Genomic DNA, 13,930 nt, shown 5'->3' on the forward strand with positions numbered 1-13,930 from the left:
CAGGTGGAGTTCGAAGTTAAAGTGATTTATCAAGAGTAAGATTTTTTCGGTATTACCAACGGGCATCTGCTATCGAATCAAGCAGGGAAGGAAAGGTGGAGAGTCGATCTGTAAGCCGGGTTTTGTCGAGGACAGTCATTCCTCTACGACGGCCATCGCTGGACGCCTCTAGCAACCTACCCGGTTCCGACGCGGGCCACGCCTGATGGAACCCTATTTGGTCTTGCTCCGAGTGGGGTTTACCTAGCCACGAACTGTTGCCAGCCGTGCGGTGCGCTCTTACCGCACCTTTTCACCCTTACCGGCACCGAAGCGCTTAGGCGGTTATTTTCTGTGGCACTTTCCGTAGGCTCGCGCCTCCCAGGCGTTACCTGGCACTCTGCCCTATGGAGCCCGGACTTTCCTCCCCCTGCTATTGCGGAACAAAAGCAGGCAGCGACTGTCCGATCGACTCTCCACCGCCAAGATTAACGGCACGCGCGCCCAAGAACAAGCAATACCGGCATTTATATCAATTAGCCACTACTCGGTTTTCTGCTTTTCCAGGGCAAGTTGATACAGCAGGTTCTTGCGCACCCCGGTAATTTCCGCGGCCAGCGCCGCCGCCCGCTTGAGCGGGAGCTCGGCCAGCAGCAGGTCGAGCACCCGCTGCGCCTCGGCACTGATCGCCTGCTCGCCCTCCGGCGCACTCCAGCCACCGACCAGCACCACGCACTCACCGCGCTGCTGGTTGCTGTCGCCAGCAACGAACGCGCGCAGTTCGGCCAGGGGCAGGCCCTTGAGGGTCTCGAAGGTCTTGGTCAGCTCGCGCGCCAACAGCGCCGGGCGCTCGCCACCGAATACCGCCTCCATGTCTTCAAGACACTCCAGGATACGGTGCGGGGCCTCATAGAATATCAGCGTGCGCGGTTCCTCCTTTACCTGCTCCAGGCGCGCCCGACGCCCCGCCGCCTTGGCCGGCAGGAAGCCCTCGAAGATGAAGCGGTCCGACGGCAGGCCGGCCGCCGACAGTGCGGCGATCAGAGCGCAGGCGCCCGGCACCGGCACCACGTTCACCCCCGCAGCCCGCGCCTGACGCACCAGGTGGTAGCCCGGATCGGAAATCAGCGGCGTGCCCGCATCGGAAACCAACGCCACATTCTCACCCGCCAGCAGCTTGGTGAGAAAACGTCCGCCCTCGTCACGCTCGTTATGCTCATGGCAGGCCGCCAGCGGCGTGTCGATGCCGAAGTGCTGCAGCAGGCGGATCGAATGACGGGTATCTTCCGCCGCGATCAGGGCCACGTCCGCCAGCACCTTCAGCGCCCGGGCGCTCATGTCGTCGAGGTTGCCGATGGGGGTTGCGACCACATACAGCGTCCCCACGGTGGATTTCGAAGCCCCTGCCACATCAGTCACTGCGCACACCTGTCGTTCGGATCAAAGGCGCCATTGTAGCCCGAGCGCCTGCAACAGGGCGCAAAGAACTTCGCCGACGACCGATGGCAGGCCACCTATAGTGAAGGATCGACACGGCGACATCGCGCCCCGGCCAGCGCTTGGGTACAATTGCCGGCCACCTTGATCGAGTAACAGGACCTTTACATGATCGCTTGCCTGCGGCTGTTCACAGCCCTCTGCCTTGCCGCCCTGCTGGCAGCCTGCGCCAGCTCGCCCTCATCCAGCCTGGGCGAACTGCCACGCACCCCGGACGCCAGCATCGAGCAACTGCTCGAAAAGGCTGCTTCCAGCAAGTCCGCGGAAGACGCCGCCCTGCTGCGCCTGAGCGCAGCCGACCTGGCCTACAAGCAGAAGGACTTCCCACGCGCCGCACGCATCCTCGAGCAGGTGCCGCTGGACACGCTCAAGCCGGCCCAACAAGTGTTCGCCAGCACCCTCGGTGCCGAGCTGGCCATGAGCCGCAACCAGCCCAAGGCTGCCCTGACCGCCCTGGCTCACCCCAGCCTGCAACGCGTCTCCGAACTGCCAGAACAACAACAGGCGCGCACCTACAGCGTGCACGCAGCCGCCCTCGAAGCCGATGGCCAGGCCCTGGCCGCCGCGCAACAGCGCGTACTGCTGGCCCCGCTGCTCAGCGGCCAGGCCGCCAGCGCCAACAATGACGCCATTTGGGCCCTGGTCGCCTCGCTGCCGGCAGAGCAACTGCAGCAGCCAGGCAACGACCAGACCCTGGCCGGCTGGACCAGCCTGGCCTTCGCGGTAAAAAGCGCCGGCACCCTGGAGCAACAGCAAGCGGCTATCGAAGCCTGGGTCAAGCAGCACCCGGACCACCCGGCCGCCCAGCAACTGCCGCTGGCGCTGACCAAGCTCAAGGAGCTGGCCAGCCAGCCGCTGACCAAGATTGCCCTGCTGCTGCCCCAGGAAGGCCCGCTGGCCGGTGTTGCCCGCGCCTTGCGTGACGGCTTCATGGCTGCGCACTTCCAGGCCCAGCAAGCCGGCCAGCAGGCGCCAGCCGTGCAGGTATTCGACAGCTCGCGCATCGGCTCGCTCGACGACTTCTATCGCCAGGCCCAGGCCGCTGGCGTACAGCTGGTCATTGGCCCGCTGGAAAAACCGCTGGTCAAGCAACTGGCTGCCAAGCCACAACTGCCGATCACTACCCTGGCCCTGAACTACGCCGACGCCGGCCAGAAGGCTCCGCCGCAGCTGTTCCAGTTCGGTCTGGCTGCCGAAGACGAAGCCCGGGAAGTGGCCCGCCGCGCCCGCGCCGATGGCATGGTGCGCGCCGTAGCCCTGGTGCCGAGCGGCGAATGGGGCGACCGCGTGCTTGCCGCCTTCCGCCAGGACTGGGAAGGCAACGGTGGCACCCTGCTCGCCGCCGAGCGCATCGCCCAGCCGGTCGCCCTGGCCCAGCAGATTGCCGACCTGTTCCAGCTGCGCCAAAGCGAAGGCCGCGCCAAGAGCCTGCAGAGCACGGTAGGCGGCAGCATCGCCGCGCAGCCGTCGCGCCGCCAGGACATCGACTTCATCTTCCTCGCCTCGACCCCGCAACAGGCCCAGCAGATCAAGCCGACCCTGAACTTCCAGTACGCCGGTGACGTACCGGTCTACGCCACCTCGAACCTGTACAGCGCCAGTGGTGACGTCAACCAGTACAACGACATGAACGGCATCCGCTTCTGCGAAACGCCGTGGCTGCTCGACACCAGCAACAGCCTGCGCCAGCAGGTAGTGCAGCAGTGGCCGCAAGCCGCCGGCAGCCTGGGCCGCCTGTATGCCATGGGCATTGATGCCTACAGCCTGGCGCCACGCCTGGGCCAGCTGAAAGCGCTGCCGGACAACCGCGTCCTGGGCCTTTCGGGTAGCCTGAGCATGAACGCCAACCAGCGCATCGAACGCCAGCTGCCCTGGGCCGAGTTCGCCGGTGGCCAGGTCCAACGCCTGCCTGACACACCTCGCTGATGGCAGCAGCGTCGCCCACCCGCGCCGGGCAGGCAGCAGAAACCCAGGCCCTTGAGTACCTTCAAGGGCAGGGTCTGCAACTGCTGGCGCGCAACTGGCGATGCAAAGGCGGTGAGCTTGATCTGGTCATGCTCGACGCCGATACAGTAGTATTCGTCGAAGTCCGCTACCGGTTGCACGCGGGCTTCGGTGGCGCCCTCGGCAGTATCGACGGACGCAAGCAGAAACGGTTGGTGCTCGCCGCCAGCCTGTTCCTGCAGAAGGAGCCCCACTGGTGCGACCACCCCTGCCGCTTCGACGTAGTCGCCCTGCAGGGCAGCCACCATGCAGGCAGACCGCTTCAATGGCTGAAAAATGCCTTCGAATGCTGAACCCACTCCGATTTTTTTGCTCTATGTTTCGCGGGCTGGTCGTTGTTGCGCGTAGCAAAGGCCACCGCCCCATTTAAGGTCACCAGATGGACATGCAATCCCGAATTCGCCGGCTGTTCCAGGCCAGCATCGATACCAAGCAACAGGCAATGGACATCCTGGCACCGCACATCGAGCAGGCCAGCCTGGTCATGGTCAACGCGCTGCTCAACGAGGGCAAGATGCTCGCCTGCGGCAACGGCGGCTCGGCCGGCGATGCCCAGCATTTTTCCTCGGAGCTGCTCAACCGCTTCGAGCGCGAACGCCCGAGCCTGCCGGCCATCGCGCTGACCACCGACAGCTCGACCCTGACCTCGATCGCCAACGACTACAGCTACAACGAAGTCTTTTCCAAGCAGATCCGCGCCCTGGGCCAGCCCGGCGACGTTCTGCTGGCGATTTCCACCAGCGGCAACTCGGCCAACGTCATCCAGGCGATCCAGGCCGCACATGACCGCGAAATGATTGTCGTAGCATTGACTGGCCGTGACGGCGGCGGCATGGCTTCGCTGTTGCTGCCCGAAGACGTGGAAATCCGCGTACCTTCGACGGTCACCGCACGCATCCAGGAAGTCCACCTGCTGGCGATCCACTGCCTGTGTGATCTGATCGACAGCCAACTGTTCGGGAGTGAAGAATGACCCCTATGCGCCTCGGCCTGATGGCCCTGACCCTGTGCCTGAGCGTCACCGGTTGCAGCTCGGTACTGACCTCTACCCGCAATTCGCCGATCGAAGATGATCGCGGCACGCGCACCATCGGCAGCAAGATCGACGATTCGCTGATCGAAACCAAGGCCTCGGTCAATATCGCCAAGGCCAGCCCTGACCTGGACAAAGGTTCGCACATCGTTGTCAGCAGCTACAACGGCATCGTCCTGCTGGCCGGCCAGACCCCGCGCGCCGACCTCAAGAGCCTCGCCGAGCAGACCGCCAGCCAGGTGCAGCGGGTCAAGAAAGTGCACAACGAACTGCAGGTGATGCAGCCCTCTTCCATCCTGGCGCGCAACAACGACGCCTGGTTGACCACCAAGATCAAGGCCCAGATGCTGACCGACAATGCCGTCCCCAGCTCGCGCATCAAGGTGATTACCGAGAACGGCATCGTCTACCTGCTCGGCCTGGTGACCCAGCAGGAGGCCAACTCGGCCACTGCCGTGGTACAGGGTGTGTCGGGCGTGCAGAAGATCGTCAAGCTGTTCGAGTACATCGACTGATTCGTTAGCCTGTACCGGCCTCTTCGCGGGCTTGCCCGCTCCCACAGGGATCTCACAGCTTTCGAGGCTTGTTGTATTCCTGTGGGAGCGGGTTTACCCGCGAAGAGGCCAGTACAGACAACAAAGATGCTCCATTCTTCCAGATACCCAGGAAACACCGCATGAAAAAGCTTCTGCTGCCCGCCCTGCTGTTCGGCACTTTCGCCACCCTGGCCGGCTGCTCCACCCCAAGCCTGATCACCCTCAACGATGGCCGTGAATTCCAGGCCGTCGACGCACCGAAGTTCGACCGCGACGCCGGCTTCTACGAGTTCCAGCAACTCGACGGCAAGCGCACCCGCATCAACAAGGACCAGGTACGCACCATCAGCGACCTGTAACCCAAAGTTGGCGGCAAAGAAAAAGGCGATCCGGTTGGATCGCCTTTTTTGTCACTTGACCACTTTCAGGCTTGGTCGACCAGTCGGACGCGGCGGCTGGCCACCCCCTTCTGGCGGGCCATCGCCATCCGGCTGTACATCATCGTCCTCAAGGTCGTCGCCATCCGGCGACTCCAGTTCGAAGACCATACCCTGGCCATTTTCGCGGGCGTAGATGCCCAGGATGGCGCCAACCGGCACGAACAGCGAGTGAGCCACGCCGCCGAAACGGCCCTCGAAGCTGACCGCATCGTTGTCCATGTGCAGGCTGCGCACGGCGCTTGGCGAGATATTCAAGACGATCTGGCCATCACTGGCGAAACCGTCCGGCACCTGGACTTTCGGGAACTCGGCATTGACCAGCATATGGGGTGTGCAATCGTTGTCGACGATCCACTCGTACAGTGCTCGAACCAGATAGGGGCGACTGGAGTTCATCAACGGCTCCTTAAAGCTTGCGCATTTCACGTTCTACGGAGGACAGGCTCGCCTGGAAAGGCTCGCGGGCGAACTGCCGCTCCATGTAATCCAGCAGCGGCTTGGCTTGCCGCGGCAACTCGATTCCCAACACCGGCAAACGCCAGAGTATGGGCAGTAGACAACAATCGACCAGGCTTTGCTCCTCGCTCATGAAACAGGCGAACTCGCCGAACAATGGCGAGACCCCGGTCAGGCTTTCGCGCAACGCCTTGCGCGCCTCGGCACGAGCAGCCTCGCTGCTACGCGGGTCGAGCACGGTATCGGCCAGGGCACACCAGTCGCGCTGGATACGGTGCATCAGCAAACGGCTGTTGCCGCGCGCAACGGGGTACACCGGCATCAACGGCGGATGCGGGTAACGCTCCTCGAGGTATTCCATCACCACGGTCGATTCATACAACGCCAGGTCACGATCGACCAGGGTCGGCACGCTGCCGTAAGGGTTCACCTCGACCAGCTTGGGTGGCAGGCGACCAGGGTCGACATCGATGACCTGCACGCTGATGCCCTTCTCGGCGAGCACAAGGCGTACCCGATGAGAATAGTGATCAGCGGGGTCGGAATAGCAGGCTAACCTGTTGGTTGCGCCCATGTAGCGGCTCCTCGCACGGGATGCTTGTGAAACTGTAAATGAAAACGCGCCCGTGGTGACCTGGCAGATCTGCCAAGCCACCACGGGCGCGTTCAACAACCAGAAACTACTGCGTGATCAGTGCACGTCCTTCCAGTATTCACGCTTGAGCAAGTAGGCGAATACGAAGAAGAAAGCCAGGTACAGCAACACGTAGGTACCGATGCGCTGGCTTTCCAGTTTGACCGGGTTGGCCGAATAGGCCAGGAAGGTCACCAGGTTCTTGACCTTCTCGTCGAACTGCTCGGTCGTCAGGGTACCGGAATTCGGCGTAATGGTCAGCTGGTCGCAGGCTTCATGGGTTATCGGGGTGCCGGTCAACGGGTCGAATTGCTTCTTGCCATCGGTCACGGTCTGCACCTGTTTGCAACCAATATGCTGGTTGCCCTGCAGGCCAACCAGTACGTTGGGCATGCCGACGTTCGGGAACACCTTGTTGTTCACCCCATAAGGCCGCGACGGGTCCTCGTAGAAGCTGCGCAGGTAGGTGTACAGCCAGTCGGTGCCACGCACCCGGGCAACCAGGGTCAGGTCGGGTGGTGCCGCACCGAACCAGGTCTTGGCGTCACTGGGCTTCATGCCGATCTGCATGTGGTCACCGATCTTGGCACCCGTGAACACCAGCTTCTCCAGCATCAGCTCATGGGGAATACCCAGGTCATCGGCCACCCGCTCGTAACGCTGGAACTTGGCACTGTGGCAACCCATGCAATAGTTGGCAAAGGTACGCGCACCGTCCTGCATGGCGGCCTTGTCACTCAGGTCGATGTCGACCTTGTCCAGCTCCAGGCCGGGTTCGGCCGCGAAGGAAAAGGCAGGCATCACTGCCAGCAAAAATACTGCAATCAACTTTTTCATCAGCCAGTCACCCTTTCCGGAACCGGTTTGGTCTTCTCGAGCCTTGTGTAGAACGGCATCAGCAGGAAGTAGGCGAAGTACAGCACCGTGCACACCTGCGACAGCAAGGTACGCCCAGGTGTCGGCGCCAGTACGCCCAGCACGCCGAGGATGACGAAGGCCACGCAGAACACCAGCAGGAAGAGCTTGCTGATCCAGCCCTTGTAGCGCATGGAACGCACCGGGCTACGGTCGAGCCAGGGCAGCACGAACAGCACGGCAATGGCCGCACCCATGGCGATGACGCCCATCAGCTTGTCAGGCACCGCACGCAGGATCGCGTAGAACGGTGTGAAGTACCACACAGGCGCAATGTGCTCTGGGGTCTTGAAGGCGTTGGCCTGCTCGAAGTTCGGTTTTTCCAGGAAGTAACCGCCCATTTCCGGGAAGAAGAACACCACGGCGCAGAACACGAACAGGAACACCACCACGCCGACAATGTCCTTGACGGTGTAGTACGGGTGGAACGGGATACCGTCCAGCGGGATACCGTTTTCGTCCTTTTTCTTCTTGATGTCGACGCCATCGGGGTTGTTCGAACCCACTTCGTGAAGGGCAAGGATGTGCAGCACCACCAGGCCGAGAATCACGATTGGCAGGGCGACCACGTGCAGGGCGAAGAAGCGGTTCAGGGTGATGCCCGAGATCAGGTAGTCACCACGGATCCATTGGGTAAGGTCACCACCGATCACCGGGATGGCACCGAACAGCGAGATGATCACCTGGGCACCCCAGTACGACATCTGGCCCCACGGCAGCAGGTAGCCCATGAACGCTTCGGCCATCAGCGCCAGATAGATCAGCATGCCGAACAGCCACACCAGTTCACGTGGCTTCTGGTAGGAGCCGTAGAGCAGGCCACGGAACATGTGCAGGTAGACCACGATGAAGAACGCCGATGCACCGGTGGAGTGCAGGTAGCGCAGGATCCAGCCGTATTCCACGTCACGCATGATGTACTCGACCGAGGCGAACGCCTCTTCCGCCGAGGGCGTGAAGCTCATGGTCAGCCACACACCGGTGACGATCTGGTTGACCAGCACCAGCAGCGCCAGAGAGCCGAAGAAGTACAGGAAGTTGAAGTTCTTGGGCGCGTAATACTTGCTCAGGTGGTCTTCCCACATCTTGGTGGCAGGGAAGCGAGCATCAATCCAGTCCATGAACTTGCTCATCATGCGTTCTCCTGGTCAACGCCGATGACGACGATCTCGTCCGACTCGTAAGAGTGCGGTGGCACGGGCAGGTTGAGAGGCGCCGGCTGCGACTTGTAGACACGGCCAGCCAGGTCGTAGTGGGAGCCGTGGCACGGGCAGAAATAGCCACCGACCCATTTCGGGCCGAGGTCGGCGGGTGCGACTTCCGGGCGGAAGGTTGGCGAGCAGCCCAGGTGCGTGCACAGGCCGACGAGGATGAGAATTTCCGGCTTGATCGAACGAACCTGCGGATCGACGTAGGTCGGCTGCACCGAGGCCTTGGACTCGGGGTCAGCCAGATCACCGACGACTTTTTTCAGGTTGCCGAGAATCTCGTCCGTTCGCCGCACGATGAACACAGGCTGGCCACGCCACTCGGCCACCATCTGCTGCCCGGCCTCGACCTTGGCGATATTGACCTTCACCGGTGCACCCGCGGCTTTCGCCTTGGCACTGGGAAACCATGACCCCACGAACGGTACCGCAGCCCCCACTGCCCCCGCCGCCCCGACTACAGATGTCGCGGCTACGAGGAAGCGGCGCCGGCCTGCGTTGACGCCGTCATTGCTCATTCAGTCCTCTCCCATCAGCTTGCTTGGCCTGTTGAACCAGACCCTGTACTTAGGTTGTGTCAATGGCGCTAAAAATTGGCCGCCATGGTAAGAAACAAATCCACACACTGACAAGGTGATTACCCCAACCAGGGGCGACTACCCGTGCTTTGCTTGATCTGCGTCTATGCGACAAGTGGTCACTGACATGCTGACAGGTTAGTTCAAGACATAAAAAAAGCCCGGTTCCAAGGAACCGGGCTTTTTTCGACTGCCGAAGCGGTATTAACGCTTGGAGTACTGAGGACGCTTACGCGCTTTACGCAGACCCACTTTCTTACGCTCGACTTCACGAGCGTCGCGGGTGACGTAGCCAGCACGACGCAGAGCGCCACGCAGGGTTTCGTCGTATTCCATCAGAGCGCGGGTGATACCGTGACGGATCGCACCGGCCTGACCGCTGACACCACCACCGGAAACGGTGACGTAGATGTCGAACTTCTCAACGGTTTCGGTCAGCTCGAGCGGCTGACGAACAACCATGCGAGCGGTTTCGCGACCGAAGAACACGTCCAGAGAACGGTTGTTGATGGAAATGTTACCAGTACCCGGACGCAGGAATACGCGAGCGGTTGCGGTCTTGCGACGGCCAGTGCCGTAGTTTTGAGTCGCCGACATAATGAACTATCCCGTTAGATCTTCAGTTCTTGAGGCTGCTGAGCAGTGTGTGGGTGAGCAGCACCCGCGTACACTTTCAGCTTGCGGTACATGTCGCGACCCAGCGGGTTCTTCGGCAGCATGCCTTTGACCGCAGTTTCGATAACACGCTCAGGGGCCTTGGCGATCAACTTCTCGAAGTTGATTTCCTTGATACCGCCCGGGAAACCGGAGTGGGAGTAGTACATCTTGTCGGAAGACTTGGCACCAGTCACACGAACCTGTTCAGCGTTGATAACGACGATGTAGTCGCCGGTGTCAACGTGAGGGGTGTATTCTGGTTTGTGTTTGCCACGCAGACGGCTAGCGATTTCGGTAGCCAGACGACCCAGGGTCTGGCCAGCGGCGTCGACTACGAACCACTCGCGCTTTACTGTTTCCGGTTTAGCAGTAAAAGTTTTCATTCTCTAAAGCCTCAGAGGCCGCCCAGCGAAAAATAGACGGCGAATCTTACTGGATAGTGCACAGCTTGCCAAGGGCAAGCGCGCAGCCGAACGCTGACGCTTTGGGGGCTCGGGTCAGGCACGCCAATGTTCGACGGGGTTCTTCCTGCGTGGTGGTGCATCACTTCCGCCACACGGAGAGGTGCCGAATTATCCAGATTGCGCGAAAAATTTCAACCTGCTTTGATGGGCTTCTTTGCCAAGGAGTGTCTACCCGATGGAATACCGCCAGCTCGGCCGTACCGACCTCACCGTCAGCGCCCTGTGCCTGGGCACCATGACCTGGGGCGAACAGAACGTCCAGGCCGAGGCCTTCGAGCAGATTGCCCGGGCCAAGGCCGCGGGGATCAACTTCATCGACACCGCCGAGATGTACCCGGTGCCGCCCCGCCCCGAAACCTATGCCGCCACCGAGCGCATCATCGGCAACTGGTTCCGTGACAATGGCGATCGCGACGACTGGGTGCTGGCCAGCAAGGTCGCCGGCCCCGGCAACGGCATCAGCCACATCCGCGACGGCCAGCTCAAGCACAACCGCCAGCACATCGTCGCGGCGCTGGACGAGAGCCTCAAGCGCCTGCAGACCGACCGCATCGACCTGTACCAGCTGCACTGGCCCGAGCGCAGCACCAACTTCTTCGGCAAGCTGGGCTACCAGCACCTGCCACAGGACCACTTCACCCCGCTGGAAGAAACCCTCGAAGTGCTCGACGATCAGGTGCGCGCGGGCAAGATCCGCCACATCGGCCTGTCCAACGAAACGCCGTGGGGCACCATGAAGTTCCTGCAACTGGCCGAAAGCCGCGGCTGGCCACGGGCGGTGTCGATCCAGAACCCGTACAACCTGCTCAACCGCAGCTTCGAAGTGGGCCTGGCGGAAGTGGCCATCCGCGAGCAGTGCGGCCTGCTGGCCTATTCGCCGCTGGCGTTCGGCATGCTTTCCGGCAAATACGAGAACGGCGCACGCCCGGAAAACGCACGCCTGACCCTGTTCAGCCGCTTTGCCCGCTACTCCAACCCACAGACCGTGGCGGCCTGCAGCCGCTATGTGCAACTGGCCCGCGAGCACGGCCTGGACCCGGCGCAGATGGCCCTGGCGTTTGTCACCCGGCAGCCGTTCGTGACCAGCAACATCATTGGTGCGACCAGCCTCGAGCAGTTGGACAGCAACCTGGCCAGCCTCGAGCTGAGCCTGAGTGATGAACTGCTGGCGGCGATCGAGGCGATTCACCAGGAGCAGCCGAACCCGGCGCCTTGAGCCGACCCTGTGCCGGTTTCTTCGCGGGCTCGCCCGCGAAGAAACACGCGCGGTCCGGCAGGCTAGACACAATCGCCAAAAAATAAGACGATCCAGCCGGTGATTGACCACTCTACCCTATAAGAACAATGACAATGATGTTTACCCAACCCCCCGCGTCGCTGCGGCGCGTCAGCATCCTGGCCATTGACAAGGTGTTCGCTTCGACCTTGATGCAGGCCAAGGATTTCTTCCACCTCGCCAGCTTGCGCTACAGCAAACAGCTGGGCCTGGGCCTGAAACCCATGTTCGAGATCCGCCTGGTGAGCCCGGACGGCCAGCCCGTGGACAGCTTCAGCCATGTGCAACTGCCGGTCGACGGCGGCCTGGACGACGCCGATGTGATCATCCTCCCGGCTTTCTGGGACGACTTCGACAACCTGCTGCAACGTTATCCACAGGTGCTGCCGTGGCTGCGTGAACAGCATGCCCGGGGCGCGGTGCTGTGCGCCGAGGCCAGTGGCGTGTTCTGGCTGGCCGAGTCCGGCCTGCTCGACGGCAAGGAAGCGACCACCTACTGGCGCTTCTTCACCAGCTTTGCCGAACGCTTCCCGAAGATCCGCCTGAACCAGGACAAGCACCTGACCGACGCCGACAATATCTATTGTGCTGGCGGCGCCACTTCAGCCTGCGACCTGTACATCTACCTGATCGAACGCTTCTGCGGCGCCAACGTGGCCCGCGCCGTGTCCCGCGACATCCTCTACGAAGTACAGCGCAACTACACCCCCGGGCGCATGGGCTTTGGCGGGCAGAAGCTGCACCAGGACCTGATCATCCTGCAGATCCAGCATTGGCTGGAGGAACACTTCGCCGACAAGTTCCGCTTCGAGGACGTGGCTCGCAACCACGGCATGAGCATTCGCAACTTCATGCGCCGCTTCCAGGGCGCGACGGGGGACAAACCGCTGCACTACCTGCAACGGTTGAGGATCGAGACGGCCAAGGGGTTGCTGTCGAGCACGCGCAAGAGCATCAAGACCATCAGTTACGAGGTCGGCTATGACGATGCCAGTTTCTTTGCGCGGCTGTTCCGCCAGCACACCGAGTTGTCGCCGAACCAGTATCGGCAGCAGTTCATGCAGGAGGCTTGAGGCCTTCCGGGGCTGCTTTGCAGCCCCGGATTCTCAGGGCTTGTGCGCCCGCGCCAGGAACTCGTGCGACTGCATCTCCAGCAAGCGGCTCAGGGTGCGCTGGAACTCGAAGGCCAAGCGCCCGCCGGTATACAGGTCCTTGAGCTCCACCTCGGCCGAGATGATCAGCTTGACGTTGCGGTCGTAGAACTCGTCCACCATGTTGATGAAGCGGCGGGCGATGTCGTCGGTGGTGACGCCCATCTGCTCCACGTTGCTCAACAGCACGGCATGGAAGATCTTGCCCAGTTCGATGTAGTCGTTCTGGCTACGAGGGCCGTCGCACAGGGCGCGGAAGTCGAACCAGGCCACGTCGTCACAAGTCAGCAGGGCATTGATCGGGCGATTCTCGATCATCAGCACGTCGTTCTCGACCGCCTGGGTGCACTCAGGGGTCAACGCCTTGAAGCTGGCGCGCAGGCTCTGGTGTGCCGCGTCATCGAGCGGGTAGTGGTACAGCTCGGCCTGCTCCAGGTGACGCAGGCGGTAGTCGACCCCGCTGTCGACGTTCACCACGTCGGTGTACTGCTTGATCATGGCGATGGCCGGCAGGAAGCGCGCGCGCTGCAGGCCGTCCTTGTACAGGCCGTCGGGCACGATGTTGGAGGTAGCCACCAGCGATACGCCGTTCTTGAACAACTCTTCCATCAGGGTGCCGAGGATCATCGCGTCGGTAATGTCCGACACGAAGAATTCGTCGAAGCAGATCACCTTGGCTTCTTCGCTGAAGCGCTTGGCAATGATGGTCAGCGGGTTCTTCTCGCCCTTGAGGGTTTTCATTTCCTCGTGCACACGCTTCATGAAGCGGTGGAAGTGCGTGCGCATCTTCTGCTTGAACGGCAGCGCCTCGAAAAAGGTATCGACCAGGTAGGTCTTGCCGCGCCCTACCCCACCCCAGAAGTACAGGCCCTTGACCGGGGTCTGCTCCTTCTTGCCGAACAGCTTGCCGAACACGCCCGGCTTGTTGTTCTGCGCATGTACCAGGTCGTCGTACAGGCGCTGCAGGTGACGCACCGCAGTTTCCTGCGCCGCGTCATGGAAGAAGTCGGGACGTTTCAGATCTGCTTGATATCGTTCTAGGGGCGTCATGATTCGTTAGCGAGGCAACAAAAAACGGGCCGTCACTGTAGCGACAGGCCCG

At 61.8% G+C, this 13,930-nt stretch carries 16 protein-coding genes and 1 other RNA gene; 7 read left to right on the forward strand and 10 right to left on the reverse strand.

Features of this window, described 5'->3' with window-relative positions:
* Window positions 1-95: 95 nt before the first annotated feature.
* Both rnpB and rsmI read right to left on the reverse strand, forming a co-directional pair.
* Window positions 96-455: RNase P RNA component class A (gene rnpB / locus A4C63_RS14855), an RNA gene on the reverse strand.
* A gap of 67 nt (window positions 456-522) precedes the next feature.
* Window positions 523-1,398, reverse strand: a complete 876-nt coding sequence (gene rsmI / locus A4C63_RS14860) for a 16S rRNA (cytidine(1402)-2'-O)-methyltransferase (RefSeq protein ID WP_063913312.1) — start codon at window positions 1,396-1,398, stop codon at window positions 523-525.
* A gap of 186 nt (window positions 1,399-1,584) precedes the next feature.
* Here rsmI and A4C63_RS14865 point away from each other — a divergent pair, with 186 nt between their 5' ends.
* The 5 genes from A4C63_RS14865 (at window position 1,585) to A4C63_RS14885 (ending at window position 5,408) form a co-directional block, all read left to right on the forward strand.
* Window positions 1,585-3,402: a penicillin-binding protein activator gene (locus tag A4C63_RS14865; protein ID WP_063913313.1), complete on the forward strand. Its 1,818-nt coding sequence runs from the start codon at window positions 1,585-1,587 to the stop codon at window positions 3,400-3,402.
* Window positions 3,402-3,773, forward strand: a complete 372-nt coding sequence (locus A4C63_RS14870) for a YraN family protein (RefSeq protein WP_063913314.1) — start codon at window positions 3,402-3,404, stop codon at window positions 3,771-3,773. The genes A4C63_RS14865 and A4C63_RS14870 overlap by 1 nt, the downstream gene beginning before the upstream one ends.
* Window positions 3,774-3,859: 86 nt before the next feature.
* On the forward strand, window positions 3,860-4,453 hold the full coding sequence (locus A4C63_RS14875; RefSeq protein ID WP_012274070.1) for a phosphoheptose isomerase: 594 nt from the start codon (window positions 3,860-3,862) through the stop codon (window positions 4,451-4,453).
* The gene (locus A4C63_RS14880; protein ID WP_063913315.1) at window positions 4,450-5,028 is read left to right on the forward strand and encodes a BON domain-containing protein; all 579 of its coding nucleotides are present in this window, start codon (window positions 4,450-4,452) and stop codon (window positions 5,026-5,028) included. Before A4C63_RS14875 ends, A4C63_RS14880 begins: the two co-directional genes overlap by 4 nt.
* Before the next feature lie 161 nt (window positions 5,029-5,189).
* Window positions 5,190-5,408: a YgdI/YgdR family lipoprotein gene (locus A4C63_RS14885; protein ID WP_063913316.1), complete on the forward strand. Its 219-nt coding sequence runs from the start codon at window positions 5,190-5,192 to the stop codon at window positions 5,406-5,408.
* Between the two features lie 51 nt (window positions 5,409-5,459).
* Here the strand turns inward: A4C63_RS14885 and A4C63_RS14890 are convergent, their stop codons facing one another.
* The 7 genes from A4C63_RS14890 to rplM form a co-directional block, all read right to left on the reverse strand.
* A complete protein-coding gene (locus A4C63_RS14890) occupies window positions 5,460-5,885 on the reverse strand; it encodes a ClpXP protease specificity-enhancing factor (protein ID WP_063913317.1) in 426 nt (141 codons plus the stop codon).
* A gap of 10 nt (window positions 5,886-5,895) precedes the next feature.
* A complete protein-coding gene (locus A4C63_RS14895) occupies window positions 5,896-6,519 on the reverse strand; it encodes a glutathione S-transferase N-terminal domain-containing protein (RefSeq protein WP_063913318.1) in 624 nt (207 codons plus the stop codon).
* A gap of 117 nt (window positions 6,520-6,636) precedes the next feature.
* Window positions 6,637-7,416 carry a cytochrome c1 gene (locus A4C63_RS14900; protein ID WP_063913319.1) on the reverse strand — a complete coding sequence of 260 codons (780 nt, stop codon included), beginning with the start codon at window positions 7,414-7,416 and terminating at the stop codon, window positions 6,637-6,639.
* Window positions 7,416-8,627, reverse strand: coding sequence for a cytochrome bc complex cytochrome b subunit (locus A4C63_RS14905; protein ID WP_025340560.1), 1,212 nt, complete (start codon window positions 8,625-8,627; stop codon window positions 7,416-7,418). The genes A4C63_RS14900 and A4C63_RS14905 overlap by 1 nt, the downstream gene beginning before the upstream one ends.
* Window positions 8,627-9,220 (reverse strand): ubiquinol-cytochrome c reductase iron-sulfur subunit, encoded by a 594-nt coding sequence (petA, locus tag A4C63_RS14910; protein WP_015271723.1) that lies wholly within the window; start codon window positions 9,218-9,220, stop codon window positions 8,627-8,629. Before petA ends, A4C63_RS14905 begins: the two co-directional genes overlap by 1 nt.
* Before the next feature lie 264 nt (window positions 9,221-9,484).
* The gene (rpsI, locus tag A4C63_RS14915) at window positions 9,485-9,877 is read right to left on the reverse strand and encodes a 30S ribosomal protein S9 (RefSeq protein ID WP_003260797.1); all 393 of its coding nucleotides are present in this window, start codon (window positions 9,875-9,877) and stop codon (window positions 9,485-9,487) included.
* A 14-nt stretch (window positions 9,878-9,891) separates the two neighbouring features.
* Entirely contained in the window at window positions 9,892-10,320 is a 429-nt protein-coding gene (gene rplM / locus A4C63_RS14920; RefSeq protein ID WP_003260798.1) for a 50S ribosomal protein L13, read from the reverse strand.
* Window positions 10,321-10,576: 256 nt separating this feature from the next.
* Here rplM and A4C63_RS14925 point away from each other — a divergent pair, with 256 nt between their 5' ends.
* Together A4C63_RS14925 and A4C63_RS14930 are read left to right on the forward strand one after the other, a co-directional pair.
* Window positions 10,577-11,617: an NADP(H)-dependent aldo-keto reductase gene (locus tag A4C63_RS14925; protein ID WP_063913320.1), complete on the forward strand. Its 1,041-nt coding sequence runs from the start codon at window positions 10,577-10,579 to the stop codon at window positions 11,615-11,617.
* Window positions 11,618-11,829: 212 nt separating this feature from the next.
* Entirely contained in the window at window positions 11,830-12,750 is a 921-nt protein-coding gene (locus A4C63_RS14930) for a GlxA family transcriptional regulator (protein WP_172827531.1), read from the forward strand.
* A gap of 33 nt (window positions 12,751-12,783) precedes the next feature.
* On the opposite strand, the gene zapE is transcribed toward A4C63_RS14930, so the two are convergent.
* Window positions 12,784-13,878 (reverse strand): cell division protein ZapE, encoded by a 1,095-nt coding sequence (zapE, locus tag A4C63_RS14935; RefSeq protein WP_063913321.1) that lies wholly within the window; start codon window positions 13,876-13,878, stop codon window positions 12,784-12,786.
* Between the last annotated feature and the right edge of the window lie 52 nt (window positions 13,879-13,930).

Origin of the sequence: Pseudomonas sp. p21, from assembly GCF_001642705.1 — a bacterium.
Taxonomy (GTDB): Bacteria; Pseudomonadota; Gammaproteobacteria; order Pseudomonadales; family Pseudomonadaceae; genus Aquipseudomonas.